Origin of the sequence: Sphingobacterium sp. BS-2, from assembly GCF_046161205.1 — a bacterium.
Classification (GTDB): domain Bacteria; phylum Bacteroidota; class Bacteroidia; order Sphingobacteriales; family Sphingobacteriaceae; genus Sphingobacterium; species Sphingobacterium mizutaii.
Window position 1 is genome coordinate 114,357 of the sequence record NZ_JBIXGO010000009.1, and the last position, 15,169, is coordinate 129,525.

At 39.9% G+C, this 15,169-nt stretch carries 12 protein-coding genes; 5 read left to right on the forward strand and 7 right to left on the reverse strand.

From position 1 onward, the window contains the following. Positions 1-10: 10 nt before the first annotated feature. On the reverse strand, positions 11-3,139 hold the full coding sequence (locus tag ACK2WI_RS02985; RefSeq protein ID WP_313368685.1) for a TonB-dependent receptor: 3,129 nt from the start codon (positions 3,137-3,139) through the stop codon (positions 11-13). A gap of 444 nt (positions 3,140-3,583) precedes the next feature. Next, a complete protein-coding gene (locus ACK2WI_RS02990; protein WP_409149733.1) occupies positions 3,584-4,252 on the reverse strand; it encodes an NAD-dependent epimerase/dehydratase family protein in 669 nt (222 codons plus the stop codon). Between the two features lie 294 nt (positions 4,253-4,546). Here ACK2WI_RS02990 and ACK2WI_RS02995 point away from each other — a divergent pair, with 294 nt between their 5' ends. The 4 genes from ACK2WI_RS02995 (at position 4,547) to ACK2WI_RS03010 (ending at position 7,228) form a co-directional block, all read left to right on the forward strand. Further along, complete coding sequence (locus ACK2WI_RS02995) at positions 4,547-4,975, forward strand: hypothetical protein (protein WP_313368477.1); 429 nt, start codon at positions 4,547-4,549, stop codon at positions 4,973-4,975. Positions 4,976-5,111: 136 nt separating this feature from the next. Beyond that, positions 5,112-5,768 (forward strand): hypothetical protein, encoded by a 657-nt coding sequence (locus ACK2WI_RS03000; protein ID WP_409149734.1) that lies wholly within the window; start codon positions 5,112-5,114, stop codon positions 5,766-5,768. A gap of 51 nt (positions 5,769-5,819) precedes the next feature. Beyond that, positions 5,820-6,044 (forward strand): hypothetical protein, encoded by a 225-nt coding sequence (locus tag ACK2WI_RS03005; RefSeq protein WP_409149735.1) that lies wholly within the window; start codon positions 5,820-5,822, stop codon positions 6,042-6,044. A gap of 155 nt (positions 6,045-6,199) precedes the next feature. After that, positions 6,200-7,228, forward strand: coding sequence for a LacI family DNA-binding transcriptional regulator (locus ACK2WI_RS03010; RefSeq protein ID WP_313368479.1), 1,029 nt, complete (start codon positions 6,200-6,202; stop codon positions 7,226-7,228). A 45-nt stretch (positions 7,229-7,273) separates the two neighbouring features. Here ACK2WI_RS03010 and ACK2WI_RS03015 read toward each other — a convergent pair whose 3' ends face one another. From ACK2WI_RS03015 to ACK2WI_RS03035, 5 genes are all read right to left on the reverse strand, one after another. After that, positions 7,274-7,744 (reverse strand): hypothetical protein, encoded by a 471-nt coding sequence (locus ACK2WI_RS03015; protein ID WP_409149736.1) that lies wholly within the window; start codon positions 7,742-7,744, stop codon positions 7,274-7,276. A gap of 144 nt (positions 7,745-7,888) precedes the next feature. Next, positions 7,889-9,337, reverse strand: coding sequence for a TolC family protein (locus tag ACK2WI_RS03020; RefSeq protein WP_409149737.1), 1,449 nt, complete (start codon positions 9,335-9,337; stop codon positions 7,889-7,891). After that, positions 9,327-12,488, reverse strand: a complete 3,162-nt coding sequence (locus tag ACK2WI_RS03025; RefSeq protein WP_409149738.1) for an efflux RND transporter permease subunit — start codon at positions 12,486-12,488, stop codon at positions 9,327-9,329. The genes ACK2WI_RS03020 and ACK2WI_RS03025 overlap by 11 nt, the downstream gene beginning before the upstream one ends. 24 nt (positions 12,489-12,512) lie before the next feature. Continuing rightward, positions 12,513-13,595 carry an efflux RND transporter periplasmic adaptor subunit gene (locus ACK2WI_RS03030; protein ID WP_093097632.1) on the reverse strand — a complete coding sequence of 361 codons (1,083 nt, stop codon included), beginning with the start codon at positions 13,593-13,595 and terminating at the stop codon, positions 12,513-12,515. 172 nt (positions 13,596-13,767) lie between these two features. Next, positions 13,768-14,172: a hypothetical protein gene (locus ACK2WI_RS03035; RefSeq protein ID WP_093097634.1), complete on the reverse strand. Its 405-nt coding sequence runs from the start codon at positions 14,170-14,172 to the stop codon at positions 13,768-13,770. A gap of 350 nt (positions 14,173-14,522) precedes the next feature. Between ACK2WI_RS03035 and ACK2WI_RS03040 the strand changes: the two genes are divergently transcribed. Then, the gene (locus ACK2WI_RS03040) at positions 14,523-15,050 is read left to right on the forward strand and encodes a YceI family protein (protein ID WP_093097829.1); all 528 of its coding nucleotides are present in this window, start codon (positions 14,523-14,525) and stop codon (positions 15,048-15,050) included. Positions 15,051-15,169 lie beyond the last annotated feature (119 nt).

The following is a 15,169-nucleotide window of genomic DNA, read 5'->3' on the forward strand; positions in this document are numbered from 1 at the left end:
ATTCTAAAGATTATAAGGTCAGGTTAACTCCGAAAGTGAAAGTCTTCGCTCTTGGGTAGGAGAAGAAAGTCATGTTCTGACCGAACTTGTTCCCTTCACCCAATGAGGTACTTTCAGGATCGTATCCTTGGAAATCCTTGTTGGTAAACAACCATGGGTTGTTCGCACTTGCATAGATGCGCAATGCCGAGAATCCCATTCTGCTAGCAAGGTCAGACTTGAAGGTATAACCCAATTGCAGCACGTTAACACGTAAGTATGAACCATCAACCACCCATTGTGAATCCACATTGGTATCCTGTCCTGCGTGACCATTGTTTGTCAAATAAATGGCCTGTTGCATAGTACCTGGATTGGTTCCATTGTATGCATCGGTCAAGATAGTTTTCAGACCATTGGTGATACCGAAACGGTCATAGGTCGAGTGGAAGAACTGTTGCATGGTTTCTACACCGTACACGAACTGAAGGTCAACCGTAAGGTCGAAGTTCTTGTAGTTCACGGTGTTGATAAAACTTCCCATCCAATCAGGCACACCCTGTCCCAAGATCCGCTGGGTAGTGGAACGTTTTGGCCTACCGATCTTGTTCTCGTCGATCTCTCCGTTTTCGAAATCCTGTACGGTATAGATCTTTTCACGTTCGTACCCGTAGAAACTGTTCAGGTTCTCGCCTACGCGGATGATACTGTTAGGTCCACCAACCCATCCGTTCAATAGGATATCTTCGTTGTTTTCACCTAGTTTCAATACCTTGTTCTTGTTGTAGCTACCGTTCAGGCTGATGTTCCAGGATAGGTCATCCCTGCGGATCGGATTGGCAGTAACCAATACCTCTACCCCACTGTTCCTTACTGAACCGATGTTTTTCCAAACATCATTGAATCCTGTAGAATAAGGTACCGGTGCTCTCAATAACAGGTCGGTTGTAGTCCTGTTGTAATAGGAGATATCAAAGTTCAATTTGTTCTCAAATAATCCTAATTCAAAACCAGCATCGTAGGTCTTTGTCTTTTCCCATTGCAATCCTGGGTTACCTAGGTTTCCTACAACATAAGATGGTTCACGGTTTCCGTTGATCAAGGTCGTTCCGGCACCGATCATGAACAATGATGAGTAAGGGTCGATCTCTGAGTTACCGGTGATACCGTAAGAGGTGTGGAGTTTCAGGTTGCTAACCGTAGTTTGGTCTTTCATGAACTGTTCGTTAGACACATTCCATGCTAAACCTGCAGATGGGAAGAAACCATATTTCTTGTCCTGTCCAAATTTGGAAGAACCATCGGCACGGGCCGTCAATGTTACCGAGTAACGGTCGTCGTAGCTATAGTTACCACGGACGAAATACGAGTTCATCGCCCATTTGTTCGTTCCTGATCCTGGAGAACCTGGGATAGAACCTACGCCTAGGTTATTGTATTCATAGGCATCGGTAGTGAATCCTTCGGTACGGGTATTGAAACCAAAGTAAGTACGTTCCTGCCAAGAAAGACCCGCCATAGCATTGATCCTATGTTTATCGAAGGTCTTGTTATAGGTCAGGTACGTTTCTTCTTGCCAGTATAGGTCATTCCAGCTGCTTACTTCCGCCCAACCGTTAGGTCTTGAGATGTTATTTAATAAAATAGAAGAGTAACCTCTGTATTCTTTTCTGTGGTTGTCAATACCGAATTGGGTCTTAAGGTCCAGACCATCAGCTAAATGGAAGGTCAATGCCGCATTACCGAAGATCTGGGTATTGTAACGCATTCTCTTCTGCAGGTCCAAGATAGAGACAGGGTTTGCCATACCTTCAAACGCTAACACGTTAGAGACCGTTGAAGATGAAGAGTTTGTGTATTTACCATCTGGTTGGTAGATAGGTAACCAAGGAAGCATTTCGATCATGGTACGACGTGCGTCCTGGCCTCCACCATCTTCCGGTGTATGGCGACCCCAAGTATGGTTCGCCAATAGGTTGACACTGGTCGATAACCATTCCTTTACCTTGGAATCATAGGCCAATTTACCGTTGATACGCTTGCTGTAGGTGTTGTTCACCACACCTTGGTTTTCGGAGTAGTTCAGGAAGGCACCTACCGATGAATTCTCGTCACCTTGTTGGATATCGATCTGGTGGTTGTGGGACAGGGAATTCCTGGTCGCCTCTTTCTGCCAGTCCGTATTGTACAATGGGTTACCGCTTGCATCGAAGTAGTTCGGGTCATTGAACCAGGAAGTCTTGCTCAGGTTCCAGTTCTTACCCTGCCATTTGTTCTCGTTCTCGAGACCGATCATGAAGGCATCCACCCATTCCTGTCCGCTCAGCACGTCCATATAGCGCTGTACGGAGTTGCTGCTCACCGAACCTTGGTAACTGATCGTCCTTCTGCCATCCTTGTTACCCCTTTTGGTAGTAACCAAGATTACACCATTGGCACCACGGGCACCATAGATCGCTGCTGAAGATGCGTCCTTCAATACCTCGATGCTCTGGATGTCGTTCGGGTTCAATAGATGGAAATCCTGCATCACCACTCCGTCCACAACGTAAAGCGGGTTGGAGGAGGAATTGATGGTGTTCGTACCGCGGATGATCACCCTATTGGCATAGGCACCCGGCTGGCTCGAGTTGGAATAGATGTTGACACCTGGAGCCTTACCCCTTAAGTTTTCCAGGGGACTGAAGCTCTGCGCCTTGATCATGTCCTCTCCTTTTACGTTGGAGATGGATCCCGTCACGTCGGACTTTCTCATGGTACCATAACCTACGACCACCAATTCTTCGATCTGTTGATCCGAACTCTCCAGAGAGAAGTTCATGGTCGTAGAACTTACCGTTTTCTCTTGGGACTTGAACCCTAAGAAATTGGCAACGATGACCTGACCGGTATTCGCTGCAATCGAGAAATTACCGTTGTCGTCGGTCTGGGTAGCGGTACTGGTACCTTTGACCGAAATGGTCACCCCGCCCATAGGCTGGTTAGTACCTGCATCACGGACAACACCTGAAACGGTCTGTTGCTGCAAATTAGTGGTTAGGACTACGTTCGGTCCGAAGCCAACATTGGCATTGGCCGGACTGTAACTTGTTGCGAGGAGCACTAAGGGAATAATCCATAGCCTCTTTCCTCTACGAGTAAAATTGTCAGAATTCCACATAAAAATATAGTTAATAATAAATAATGCTAAAACGATTTATAATTTTGGCTCTAAAAATCTCTAATACAGGTTTCCTAATAAATAATTGCTTTAGGCTTTCTTTTCAATAGTTAAAGTTCATCACGAATTAACGCAATAAATTTGATTTCAGCTATACTTTTTAAAAAATTTATAAACGGCTTTGTGTTCTGTAGTATTGATTAATGGATACAAAAAATTATAGTTAATTATTAAAATACATTCCTTAAAAGGAACTGTTTAATCACGAAGGTTAATTTATTATAATAAATTTACTGGAAAATAATGGAAAACTTAAAATAAACTGTAGATAAATATCTATATTTTAGGAATTGTCTGGGAGAATTGCCCAAAAATAAACGTGCAACTATTTATCTATTGTCAATAAATATAATGATAATAGCAGCCTGTAGATTTTCTCTATTCTTAAGATTTGGAACCTAAAAAGGAAATATCTTGTACCTCCAGAATATGTTTATTGTAACCATGGATGGATACAACGATCATGGCTTTAGCAACCTCTTCTAGGGTGAGGAAATAGGTTTTACTAAAAGGTCTCAAGATTGGATAAAGAGAGGTTATCAGTTTGAAGATACCTTTTACATTTTTTGCGCCAGGTGTAGGTCGCATAAAGGCAGGTCGAAAATTATATACCGCTTTAAAAGGCAGTTTCATTAAGTCATTTTCTGTTTTTCCTTTGACCCGAGCCCACATGGTTTTACCTTTTTCAGAACTATCGGTTCCTGAACCCGAAACATAACAAAAAGTCATGTCTGGATTAATGGAAACTAACTTTTTCGCAAAGTTTAAGGTGAGGTCATAAGTTAACTTGCTGTATTGTTGTTCATCCATTCCAATGGATGAAACACCAGCACAGAAATAACAAGCATTGTATGCAGAAAGATCCTGGCCAAGGCTATCGATATCAAGGATATCAGGTAGAACTACTTGCGACAATTTAGGATGTTGGAGGGGGTATTCCTTTCTATTGATAATCAAAACCTGGTCCACCTCAGGATTGACCAAACATTCCTGAAGTACACCTTCCCCAACCATACCTGTAGCTCCCGTAATAATCACTTTGAGTTTTTGCATACGTAATCTCAATAATCCAAAATCCTAATAAACAAATCGGTACACAAACTATTCCAAAATTTGGAAATAAACAGACCCTGCACATTAAATGATCGATTGATAATAATAACTTTCTCGCTATTTTTTCAAAATAGTAATCATGATTTTATATTTTAGAAATATTTTTTACTTTCACGTTTGTTTGAGAAATATTTTAATAAACAAAACCCAATCTATTAATATTAAATTAAAAATATCTATATGCTACAAATTTACCTTCGCTCTTTATTTATCTTCGTTTTCTGTTTTTTATTAATGTCCAAATCCCATGCACAGGGTCAAAAGTTTGCTTTCTTGGAAGGAATGGGTTCAGGTGTTTTGGTCAATGCCAATTTTGACATGAGATTTAAATCCGAATCAAGAGAAGGATTGGGATTCAAGGCCGGAATTGGATATTCGGGATTGTATATGGATGAACAATTATTGACCATTCCAATTGGTGTCAATTATTTGCTGGGAAAGAATAGAAGCGGATTGTTATTAGGCGTCAATGCATTGATTTCAGCCAGCTCGGACCATTACAATGGAGAACTAAAGTCTTTTGTTCCTTCATTGGAATTAGGCTATCGATTTCGCCCCATTGAAAAAGGCTTCGCATTCCAAGTGACTTATAATCCTCTTTTTAATACAGTTGATGGCTTTAAACCTTTATGGTTTGGTGTTGGCTTGGGTTACGCTTGGTAGTGCAGGAAAAAAACAAGTTTTTTATTAACCTAGAATAAACTTTTAGTCATTTTCATTGTCTATCTTTAAACTATTAGCGCCTGAAGAAATTAAAATAAAGCGTATTTAATGCTAATTCACTAACTGATTATAGATTATGAAAAACTTTACTTGCTTATTCTTATTCCTGACCCTGTTTATTAGCAGCTGTGAAAAGACTGAAGACATCAATGATTCCAACGTACAGTCCTTTCAGCTGATTGAAAACCACAAGGAGATTAAAGGAAAAGTTGTTTCAGTTACCGCGAATGAAAATTGCGGGAAAATCTATGTTTCAGCCAGAATTGACGGAGTAGATAGACAGTATGCTAACGTTTTCTTTACCTTATTGTCCAATGGAGTACTGGAATCCGTAAAATATAATGCTGACCTCCCAGCAGGACAAAACCTATTCTACACCCAGGCAATAGAGCCAAAAAAATCCTTTTCCATCGAAGACTTTAAATATGACCGTCAGAGTCAAACAGCCTCTTTTAAATTTAAGGGAAAAGTTTTTGGACATACTAATGCAAAAGCGGAAATGCAAATTGAGGGATCAGTCCATGCAAAGGATATTGAAAGTTTGAAGTGTGATGCAATCATTTTTGAAATTAGAACCACCGATCCAAAATTTAATTTCTTTTCGATAACAAGTTCCACCTCCAAAACCCATTTTGTTGATAAGGATGGATTCTATGATTACAATTATAAAAGTTTGTCCAATTCAGGGCAACATTTGAGACTAAGGTTAGAAAAAGGTATAGCTAACTATTAGGATCAAGAAATCGAGCTGGATGAGGAAAACCAGAAAAACTGGGTAGAATACATGGAATATACTGGTCCTTTCGTTGTAGGTTTAAACGTCAATATCATTCCATCAGAATGGAAGAAGTTTAAGGTCAAGGGCAAAATCCAATCCTTAAAAAAGCATTCAAATCCTCCAGATATTTTTGGTAAATATTTCGAGGGATACATGGTCTTGGATATCTATGATAAGGAAAAAATAATAGTAGAAAATGCTGTTTTACCTTTTGAGGTAAAAGATATATAAGGTTCATCAAATGAATGATGAAAGACATCCAATTAAACATAAATTGGATGTCTTTTTATTAAAAGGGCAGAATAAATTGCCAAAATCATTAAAAATGCGTTTATTTAAAACTTAAGATATCTTCCTATCGGAACCATTTTCAGGATGAACTAATTATGACAGAACGTAAGACTTTAAAGGACATTGCCAAAGACTTAAAACTATCTATTTCCACAGTTTCCAAGTCCCTATCAGATAGTTATGAAATCAGTGAATCCACTAAGAAAATGGTTAAGGACTATGCTGAAAAACATAACTATGTTCCGAATAAGGTTGCAAGGACATTGAAGACCGGCAAGACTAACACCATTGGCGTCATTGTTTTTAATATCAGCAATACATTCATCTCCCAAGTTCTTGATGGGATCCACAAGGGCTCCCAAATTGAAAAATATGATATCATCATCATGCAGAGCCGGGATGATGTCAACCTGGAAAGACATGCCATAGAGGTATTGAGAATGCGCGGAATTGATGGATTGCTGATCTCTCCTGTTACCTATAATTCCAATTACGAACAGCTCAAAAGCTTACAAGAATCTGGAATACCGGTGGTCTTGTTTGATCGAGTAGACCATGACTTGCAGACCCATAAGGTTGGAATCGACAACCAGATCAGTGCTTATGATGCAACCGAACATCTTATCAATTCAGGAAGAAAAAAGATATTACATATTACCGGTAAGAACATTGGAGTTTCAGAAGCTAGGTTGGAAGGATTCAAGAAATGCCTGAAGGACCATAAAATAGAATTCGACAATAATTTCTACCTGGAATGTGATTATAGCAAACATGATGAAATCGAAGATTCCATCATCAAAAAGCTGAATTATCTGAAAGCTACAGGTAATATGGTCAATGCAATCTTTGGTGCTACCGACGATATCACCACCCTGACCCTGGGTATCTTAGCTGAAATGGACATCAAGGTTCCCGAAGAAGTTTCAGTAATTGGATTCTCCAATATTAGGATTCCAAAATCATTGAACCCTTCCCTATCCACTGTTGTACAACCTACAGAAGAAATCGGATTGGTCGCTTTTCATAAATTGGTGGAACTCATCAATGCCAAGTATCCTATCGAGGATTATGAAACCATTGAATTAAAGACGAAATTAATCCCTAGGAGATCGTCGGTCCTATAAAAACAAAAACACCTGCAATCGTTTACAGGTGTTCAAAATTTGAAGTTATAATCTATAGCGTAAGCCTATAAAAATTGTGGATGGATCGATTCCTTCTGCTTCAAAATAAAACTTGGGTTTGTATCCAACGAAAGGAGAAAACTTCTTGATGTCGAACTGAAATCCAGCCTGGGCATTCAAGATTATATCATTTGCATCAGTACCTCGAATACCTTCAAAACCTAATCCTGCTCCTACAAAAACACTTGGCATCTTTTTCAAGAGCAACACGGTATATAAATAATCAGCTCCAAAATAATAAATCTTATAGTCTCCTAATCCCACCTGTGCTTGAATAGCCTGTCTTTCTGAGAAATCATATTTTCCATTTATTGAATAGAGCTTGGCATAAGATGGCGACTCCGTATTCCATTCTAAATGAGCTCCGATAGAGAATTGATTAGACTGGGCATTTAAATTGAAATGGATTACTTGAAGTAAAAAGATTAAAAAAAGAAGTTTTGTAATTTTAAGCATAATGATTTGTTAGTGGATTAATAAATAATCGCCAAATATATAAAAACATCTCATGGATAAAATCTAATTTATTAGCTTAAAAATAAAAAGGGAGCAGTACAACCGCTCCCTTGAAAACTAACCCTAATAAAATTAGAAAGAAGTTTATTTCCAACCCCCTCCTAATGCTTTATATACATTAACAACTGCATTGAGTTGTTGTTTTTTAGTTTCGATTAATTCGAGCTTGGCATCCAAGACATCCCTTTGGGTCATTAATACTTCCAAATAATCTGCCCTTGCGGATTTGAAGAGTTCATTGGACACATCAATCGATTTATTCAAGGCATCTACCTCTTGGTTCTTATATACATATCCCTTTTCCAAATTGTCAATATTGGACAACTGCGTCGATACTTCGGTGAAAGCATTCAGCAGCGTACGTTCATAATTGTAGATTGCTTGGATCTGCCTAGCATTTGCCGAATTGAATTCTGCCTTGATGGCATTTTTATTCAATAGCGGAGCAGTAAGGTCACCAGCTAAATTATACAACAATGATTCTGGCAACCTGAAAAGATAAGAAGGCTTAAATGCTTGGAGTCCGAAAGCTGCAGAGATATCTAGGGAAGGATAAAATTCTTTCCTAGCCACCTGCACATCTAGTTTGGCTGCAGCCAACTCATGTTCAGCTTGGAGAATATCAGGACGGTTGTTCAATAATTGGCTTGGAATCCCAGTTTTCACCGATGCTGGAACCAGATCAATAAAATTAGATTGATTCCTTGCAATTTCCTGTGGATACCTACCTAGGAGAAAATTGATTCTATTTTCAGTTTCCTTGATCTGTTGCAAGGTTGAAAATTCCATTCCCTTAGTTTTAGCAACCTCTGCTTCAAACTTCTTAACTGCCAATTCCGTTACCCGCGTTGCTTCCTTCTGGATCTTCACGACCTCTAAAGCTTTCTCTTGCAATTGGATATTCTGACGAATGATTGCCAATTGATTATCCAAAGCCAATAACTCGTAATAGGAATTCGCAACCTCCGCAATCAAACTGCTCAACACAAAATTCTTACCTTCTACGGTCGCCAAATATCGGTTAACCGCTGCCTGTTCGGAATCCTTCAATTTCTTCCAGATATCTACTTCCCAATGGGCAAATACCGAAACATTTAGATCACCTAGAGGATCTGGCATTTCATGTCCGGGTGTTATTTCAGTGGAAGCATCACCGGCACCCTGTGAGGTATAACGCCCAACTTTCTCCACGCCTCCGCCAGCACCAATGCCCACGATGGGTTTCAATGCTCCTTTTCGGAGCATGATATCGTTCTTGGCAATCTCCAGTTCTTGAAGGGTGATATTCAGTTCCTGATTATTCTTGAGAGCGGTATCGATCAATGATATCAGATTGGGATCGGTAAAGAATTCCCGCCATTTCACGTTTCCAGAGTTTGTGGTGTCCTGACTGGCCAATGAATCCACAAAGGCAGTCGGCATCACCTTATTTTCTTTCTTCTGCGTTGCCTGTGGCACTTTACAACTTGCTACTGAAAGGGCCAAGATTCCGACAGCAACCCAATTGAAGTAGTTATATTTTTTATTTTCCATCGATTTCTTCAGATAAAGGGTTTTCGTCTTCTTGTTTTATCAACTTCCGTTTGGAAGCGATCGTACCGAATATAAAGTACAAGCCTGGGATCACGAGGACCCCGAAGATGGTACCGAACAGCATCCCTCCTGCCGCCGCGGTACCAATCGTTCGGTTCCCGATAGCACCTGGACCCGTAGCCAGGACTAAAGGAATTAATCCTGCAATAAATGCAAATGAGGTCATCAAGATCGGCCTGAAACGCACTTTGGCACCTTCCATGGCGGCTTCAAAAATGTTCAATCCGTCCTCGTGTTTCTGGACGGCAAACTCCACGATCAACACCGCGTTTTTACCCAGTAAACCAATCAGCATGACCAATGCAACCTGTGCATAAATGTTATTTTCAAGCTGCAGCAATTTCAATAAGAAAAACGCTCCAAAGATTCCGACAGGAAGGGAAAGTATAACAGCAAATGGAAGAATAAAACTCTCATATTGCGCAGCCAAAATCAAATAGACAAAGCCTAAGCAGATCATAAAAATATAAATGGCTTGGTTACCGCGGGCAACCTCGTCCATAGAGATACCCGCCCAATCAATCGCATAGCCTCTAGGCAAGGTTTTCAAAGCGACTTCCTTGACAACATTGATCGCCTCACCCGAACTGTAACCTTGTTTGGCTGACCCTGAGATCTCAGATGCCAAGTACATATTGTGACGAGTAATTTCTGATAGACCATACACCTTCTCCATATGCATAAACTCTGAAAAAGGAACCATTTCACCTTTATCATTTTTAGCATATAGTTTCAAGATATCCTCTGGCAAGGCTCTATATTGTGGCAAGGCCTGAACCATCACCTTATATTGCCTATCAAATTTGATGAAGTTGGTTTCATAGTTCGAACCAACCAAGGTTGATAAGGTCGTCATGGCATTATCTATGGAAATCCCCTTCTGTTGAGCTACCTCATTATCGATCTTCAACAGATATTGCGGAAAACTCGCACTAAAGAATGTAAATACAGAAGCCAATTCAGGTCTATTGTTCAATTCTTTTACAAAATCCTTACTCACCTGTTCCATCTTCTGGAAATCATTGTTTCCAGTTTTATCCAATAGCCTCAATTCAAAACCTCCGGCAGCTCCATAACCCGGTACTGCTGGCGGTTGGAAGAACTCAATGGAAGCACCAGGGATGTTTTCGGCACTTTTCTCCAATTGCTCAATGATTTCCAAAGCAGATTCTTTCCTTTCTTCCCAACCTTTCAAATTGATCAAAAGGGTACCAGTATTCGCTGCTGTACCCTCATTTAGGATTTCATAACCAGCAAGGGAAGAAACTGAAGCCACTCCATCGATATCCTCTGCTTCTTTCTGTAGGTCCAAAGCGGCCTTATTGGTTCTTTCCAAGGTAGATCCCGGTGGAGTCTGGATTATGGCATAGATCATCCCTTGATCCTCATTTGGGATAAATCCAGAAGGCACGCTATTGTTTAGGAAATATGCCCCAATACAGAAAGCGATCAAGACTAGGAAGGTCAATGCACGCTTATTTACTATCTTGCTCAAGACCTTAACATAGCGATTTTGCATCTTGTCGAACCCCCTGTTAAAGGAATCCAAGAACTTATCTACGATGGATTTCTTACGTGGTTTTCCATGGTTGTTCTTTAAGAGAATGGCACATAAAGCCGGAGTCAAGGTCAGCGCCACGATACCCGAAAGGATAATGGAAGTCGCCATGGTAATCGAGAATTGTCTATAGAAGATCCCCACTGGACCCGACATAAATGCTACTGGGATAAATACCGCAGCCATTAAAAAGGTTATCGCGATAATTGCGCCTGCAATCTCATGCATGGCCTTTTTGGTCGCTTTATAAGCGGAAACATGATGTTCCTCCATCTTCTTATGGACGGCCTCGATGACGACGATCGCATCATCAACGACCACCCCAATAGCCAGCACCAAGGCAAAAAGGGTGATCAAGTTGATGCTGATCCCGAAAAATTGCATAAACAAGAATGCTCCGATCAATGACACAGGAACGGCAATCGTCGGGATCAAGGTCGACCGTAAATCCCCTAAAAAGAGGAATACGACTAAAGCCACCAAAATAAAGGCTTCAACCAAGGTATGCACTACCTTTTCCATCGAGGCATCCAAGAACTTGGATACATCGTAACTTATCTCATAGTGCAGCCCCTTAGGGAAAGATTGCTGCAGCTCTTCCATTTTCGCTTTTACATCCTTGATAACCTGCGAAGCATTACTACCATAGGACTGTTTCAGCACTATCGCCGCCGACGGTCTTCCGTTCAAGGTTGAATAGATATCGTACATAGCTGATCCAAAATGGATATCAGCCACATCTTTCAATCTCAAGATCTCCCCATTCGGATTTACCTTCAGGATGATATTTCCATACTCTTCCTCCGTTGTAAAACGACCGGAATATTTTAAGATATACTCAAATGATTGGGATTTAATACCCGAAGATTCACCGGCACGACCTGGAGAGGCTTCCAAACTCTGTTCTTCCAGCGCCTTCATCACTTCTTCCGAAGAAACCTTATAGGCGGTCATACGGTCAGGTTTCAACCAAATACGCATGGCGTATTCCCTATTTCCCAAGATATCTGCAACCCCCACTCCTGGTACACGTCTCAATTCTGACACCACATTGATATCAGCAAAGTTGAACATAAAGTTGCCGTCCAAATCCTTTTCGTCGCTATACATATTGATGTACATCAGCATATTGGACTCTTCACGGGTTATTTTCACCCCTTCACGAACCACAATAGGCGGAAGCTTGTTAACTACCGAAGCCACACGGTTCTGCACATTCACCGAAGCTTGGTTAGGATCGGTTCCCAAATCGAATACAATCTGAATACTGGCTTCCCCATCATTTCCGGCATCAGAAGCCATGTATTTCATGCCGGGCACCCCATTGATTGCCCTTTCTAATGGGATGATTACGGCCTTGATCATCAATTCTCCATTGGCACCGGGGTACTCTGCTTTCACATTCACCTTCGGAGGAGATATTGACGGAAATTGTGTTACTGGCAATTGTGTCATGGCCAATACCCCTAAGAATACGATAATAAGGGATATTACAATAGAAAGTACTGGCCTATTTATAAATCTGTTAAACATGTTATTCTATTTTTTCCTTACAACTTATTCTGTTCTGATCTTCAAATTCGAGATGGCATCCTTAGGCTCCACATACTCATACTTGATCTTCTCGCCATCCTTTACCTTTTGCAATCCTTCCAAAAGGATCTTATCGTTTGGAGCAATACCTCCTGCTACGACATATAGATCTGGAAGCGAAGCACTGATCTTGATCGGCTGTGATACCACTTTACCATCCTTACCGATCATAAATACATACTTCTTGTCTTGAACTTCATAAGTTGCCTTTTGCGGAATCAATAAGGCACGTTTCATCGGAACTTTCATTAAAACCTTACCTGTTTCACCATTCCTAAGTAACTTATTAGGATTTGGGAACCTAGCCCGGAAAGCGATATTACCAGTCTCCATATCAAACTCTCCTTCAATGGTTTCAACCATTCCTTTATGTTCTAATTCTTCATTATTGGCCAACAATAGGGACACGTGATTATCAGCACGGTTGGCTACGTTACGTTGATAATCTAAATATTCGGGTTCAGATACATTGAAATAAGCAAACATCTGGGAGTTATCCGATAAGCTGGTCAAAAGCTCCCCTTCATCTACCAAACTTCCCAGTTTCAATGGTATCCTATCAATAGTTCCATCAAATGGAGCTCTAACTTCTGTAAAGTTCAGATGTATTTTTGCGATTGCCGCTTCAGCCTTTGCTCGCTCCAGCTTAGCCTTAGCCATCGCCAATTCATTAGGCGACACGATGTTCTTGTCAGAAAGGTTTTGGGTATTCTGGACTTCAATCTGGGCCACCTCTACTTCTGCCATCTGCTTGTTCAGTTCAGCTTGGTACATAGTCGGTTTGATACGGAACAGCAATTGCCCTTTCCTGACCGTTTGGCCTTCATCGACATAAATTTGCTCTAGATAACCTTTCTCTAAGGCTCGCAATTCAATATTTCTTACGGATTTAATCTGTGACACATATTCTTTGTTAAAGCTGGTGTCAATTTCAGCTGGAGAGGTTGCAGTGTATTTGAAAGCCTCTTCCTTTTCTTCTTTTTTTGCATTGCAGGACACTAGGCATAATGCAGCCAGTGAACTCATGAGCATGACAACTCTCTTCATTTCGTTTTAAAGATTTTTTTAAAGTTTTTGAATGTAAAATGGGCTTGAACCCAAATGAGGGATAAGGACATTCAATAGTCAAAGAAGATTGTTAGTGCTTAAGAAAATAATAATTAAGATACCATCAAATCAACAGCATAAAATGCCAATGACCATTGAAGTATCAAGGGTATTAAATTCTCAATGAGCGTAAAGAAATGAAAATAGGATTGGGATTATTATCGAGGATAAGATCCCTAGTATTCTGATGTGTGTTTTTAGGAAAAAACACAAAGAAGCAAAATGCAATCAAACAAGAATAGAAAGCCATCTGAAGATGATAGTCTTTCCATAGCTGGAAGTCTTCAGACTCTTGCTCTAAAAGGATATGCTCGGCATGTCCCCCTAATCCATTTGAATTTGTTTGGGTGTATTTTAATTTTTGAAACTCATGTTGCTGTGCTTGGTCAGCACTGCCCGTAAAATGCTCCATGAAACTGATAGATGGCCTATCAGAATAATTGATTACCTCATGACTATTTCCACTCCTTATTAACAGGAAGAAGAAAAAAAGTACAAATGTGACAATCGTTTTCATTTGAAGGCAAATATACTATGTGGAATAATAATTCAAATAGCTTTAACAGATTTTAACCGTCATAATTCCGTCAGTAATTCATTATCAATTATTTAATTTTTATTATTAATATTTCCATATATAATAATTATGCCTTTTGTCGTAAATTTAACCTAGAGTAAAGACCTTGTTCAAAACCCATGGAAAGAGGAAATTTGAATAGCAGAGGAAATAGCGAATATATTCTTGCCCACTATTCTAAATATTTTAATTAACATTCCATTTCTTAACATACATCAATGTGCAAGAATAAATTTCCCCTCATCTTTGTTGAACAAAAACAAATAGAGAATAATAAAGAGAATAATATTATGGCAAATTGGAACTTAGATACCGCACACAGCGAAATCGAATTTAAAGTAAAACACATGATGATCTCCACTGTAAAAGGTCATTTTGAAAACTTCAATGTAAATGTTGAAAACAGCGAAGATGTACTAGATGCTGCAAAACATGTATCGGTAGAAATCAAAGCTGATTCCATCAACACTAAAAACAGCCAACGTGATCAACACTTAAAAAGTGAAGATTTCTTCGCTGTATCTCAATTCCCTGATATCAAATTCGTATCAACTGGAATCGAAAAAGTAGATGACGATGAATTCAAATTAACTGGTGACTTAACAATCAAAGATGTTACCAAACCTGTAACATTCGAAGTGGAATTCGGTGGTATTGGTAAAGACCCTTGGGGTAACCAAAAAGCTGGTTATACCGTAACTGGAAAAATCAACCGTAATGACTTCGGATTAACTTGGAATGCTGCCCTTGAAACTGGTGGTGTAATGGTAAGTGAAGACGTTAAATTCCAAGCTGATTTACAATTCGTATTAGCATAAGCTAATAATAAAAAAACAAGAAAGGCCAGAGTGATCTGGCCTTTCTTGTTTTTTAGACATAAGACATTAGAGCCTTTCTAGGTGCTTGTAATGATTGTTAACATTGTTTGTTCTAGCAC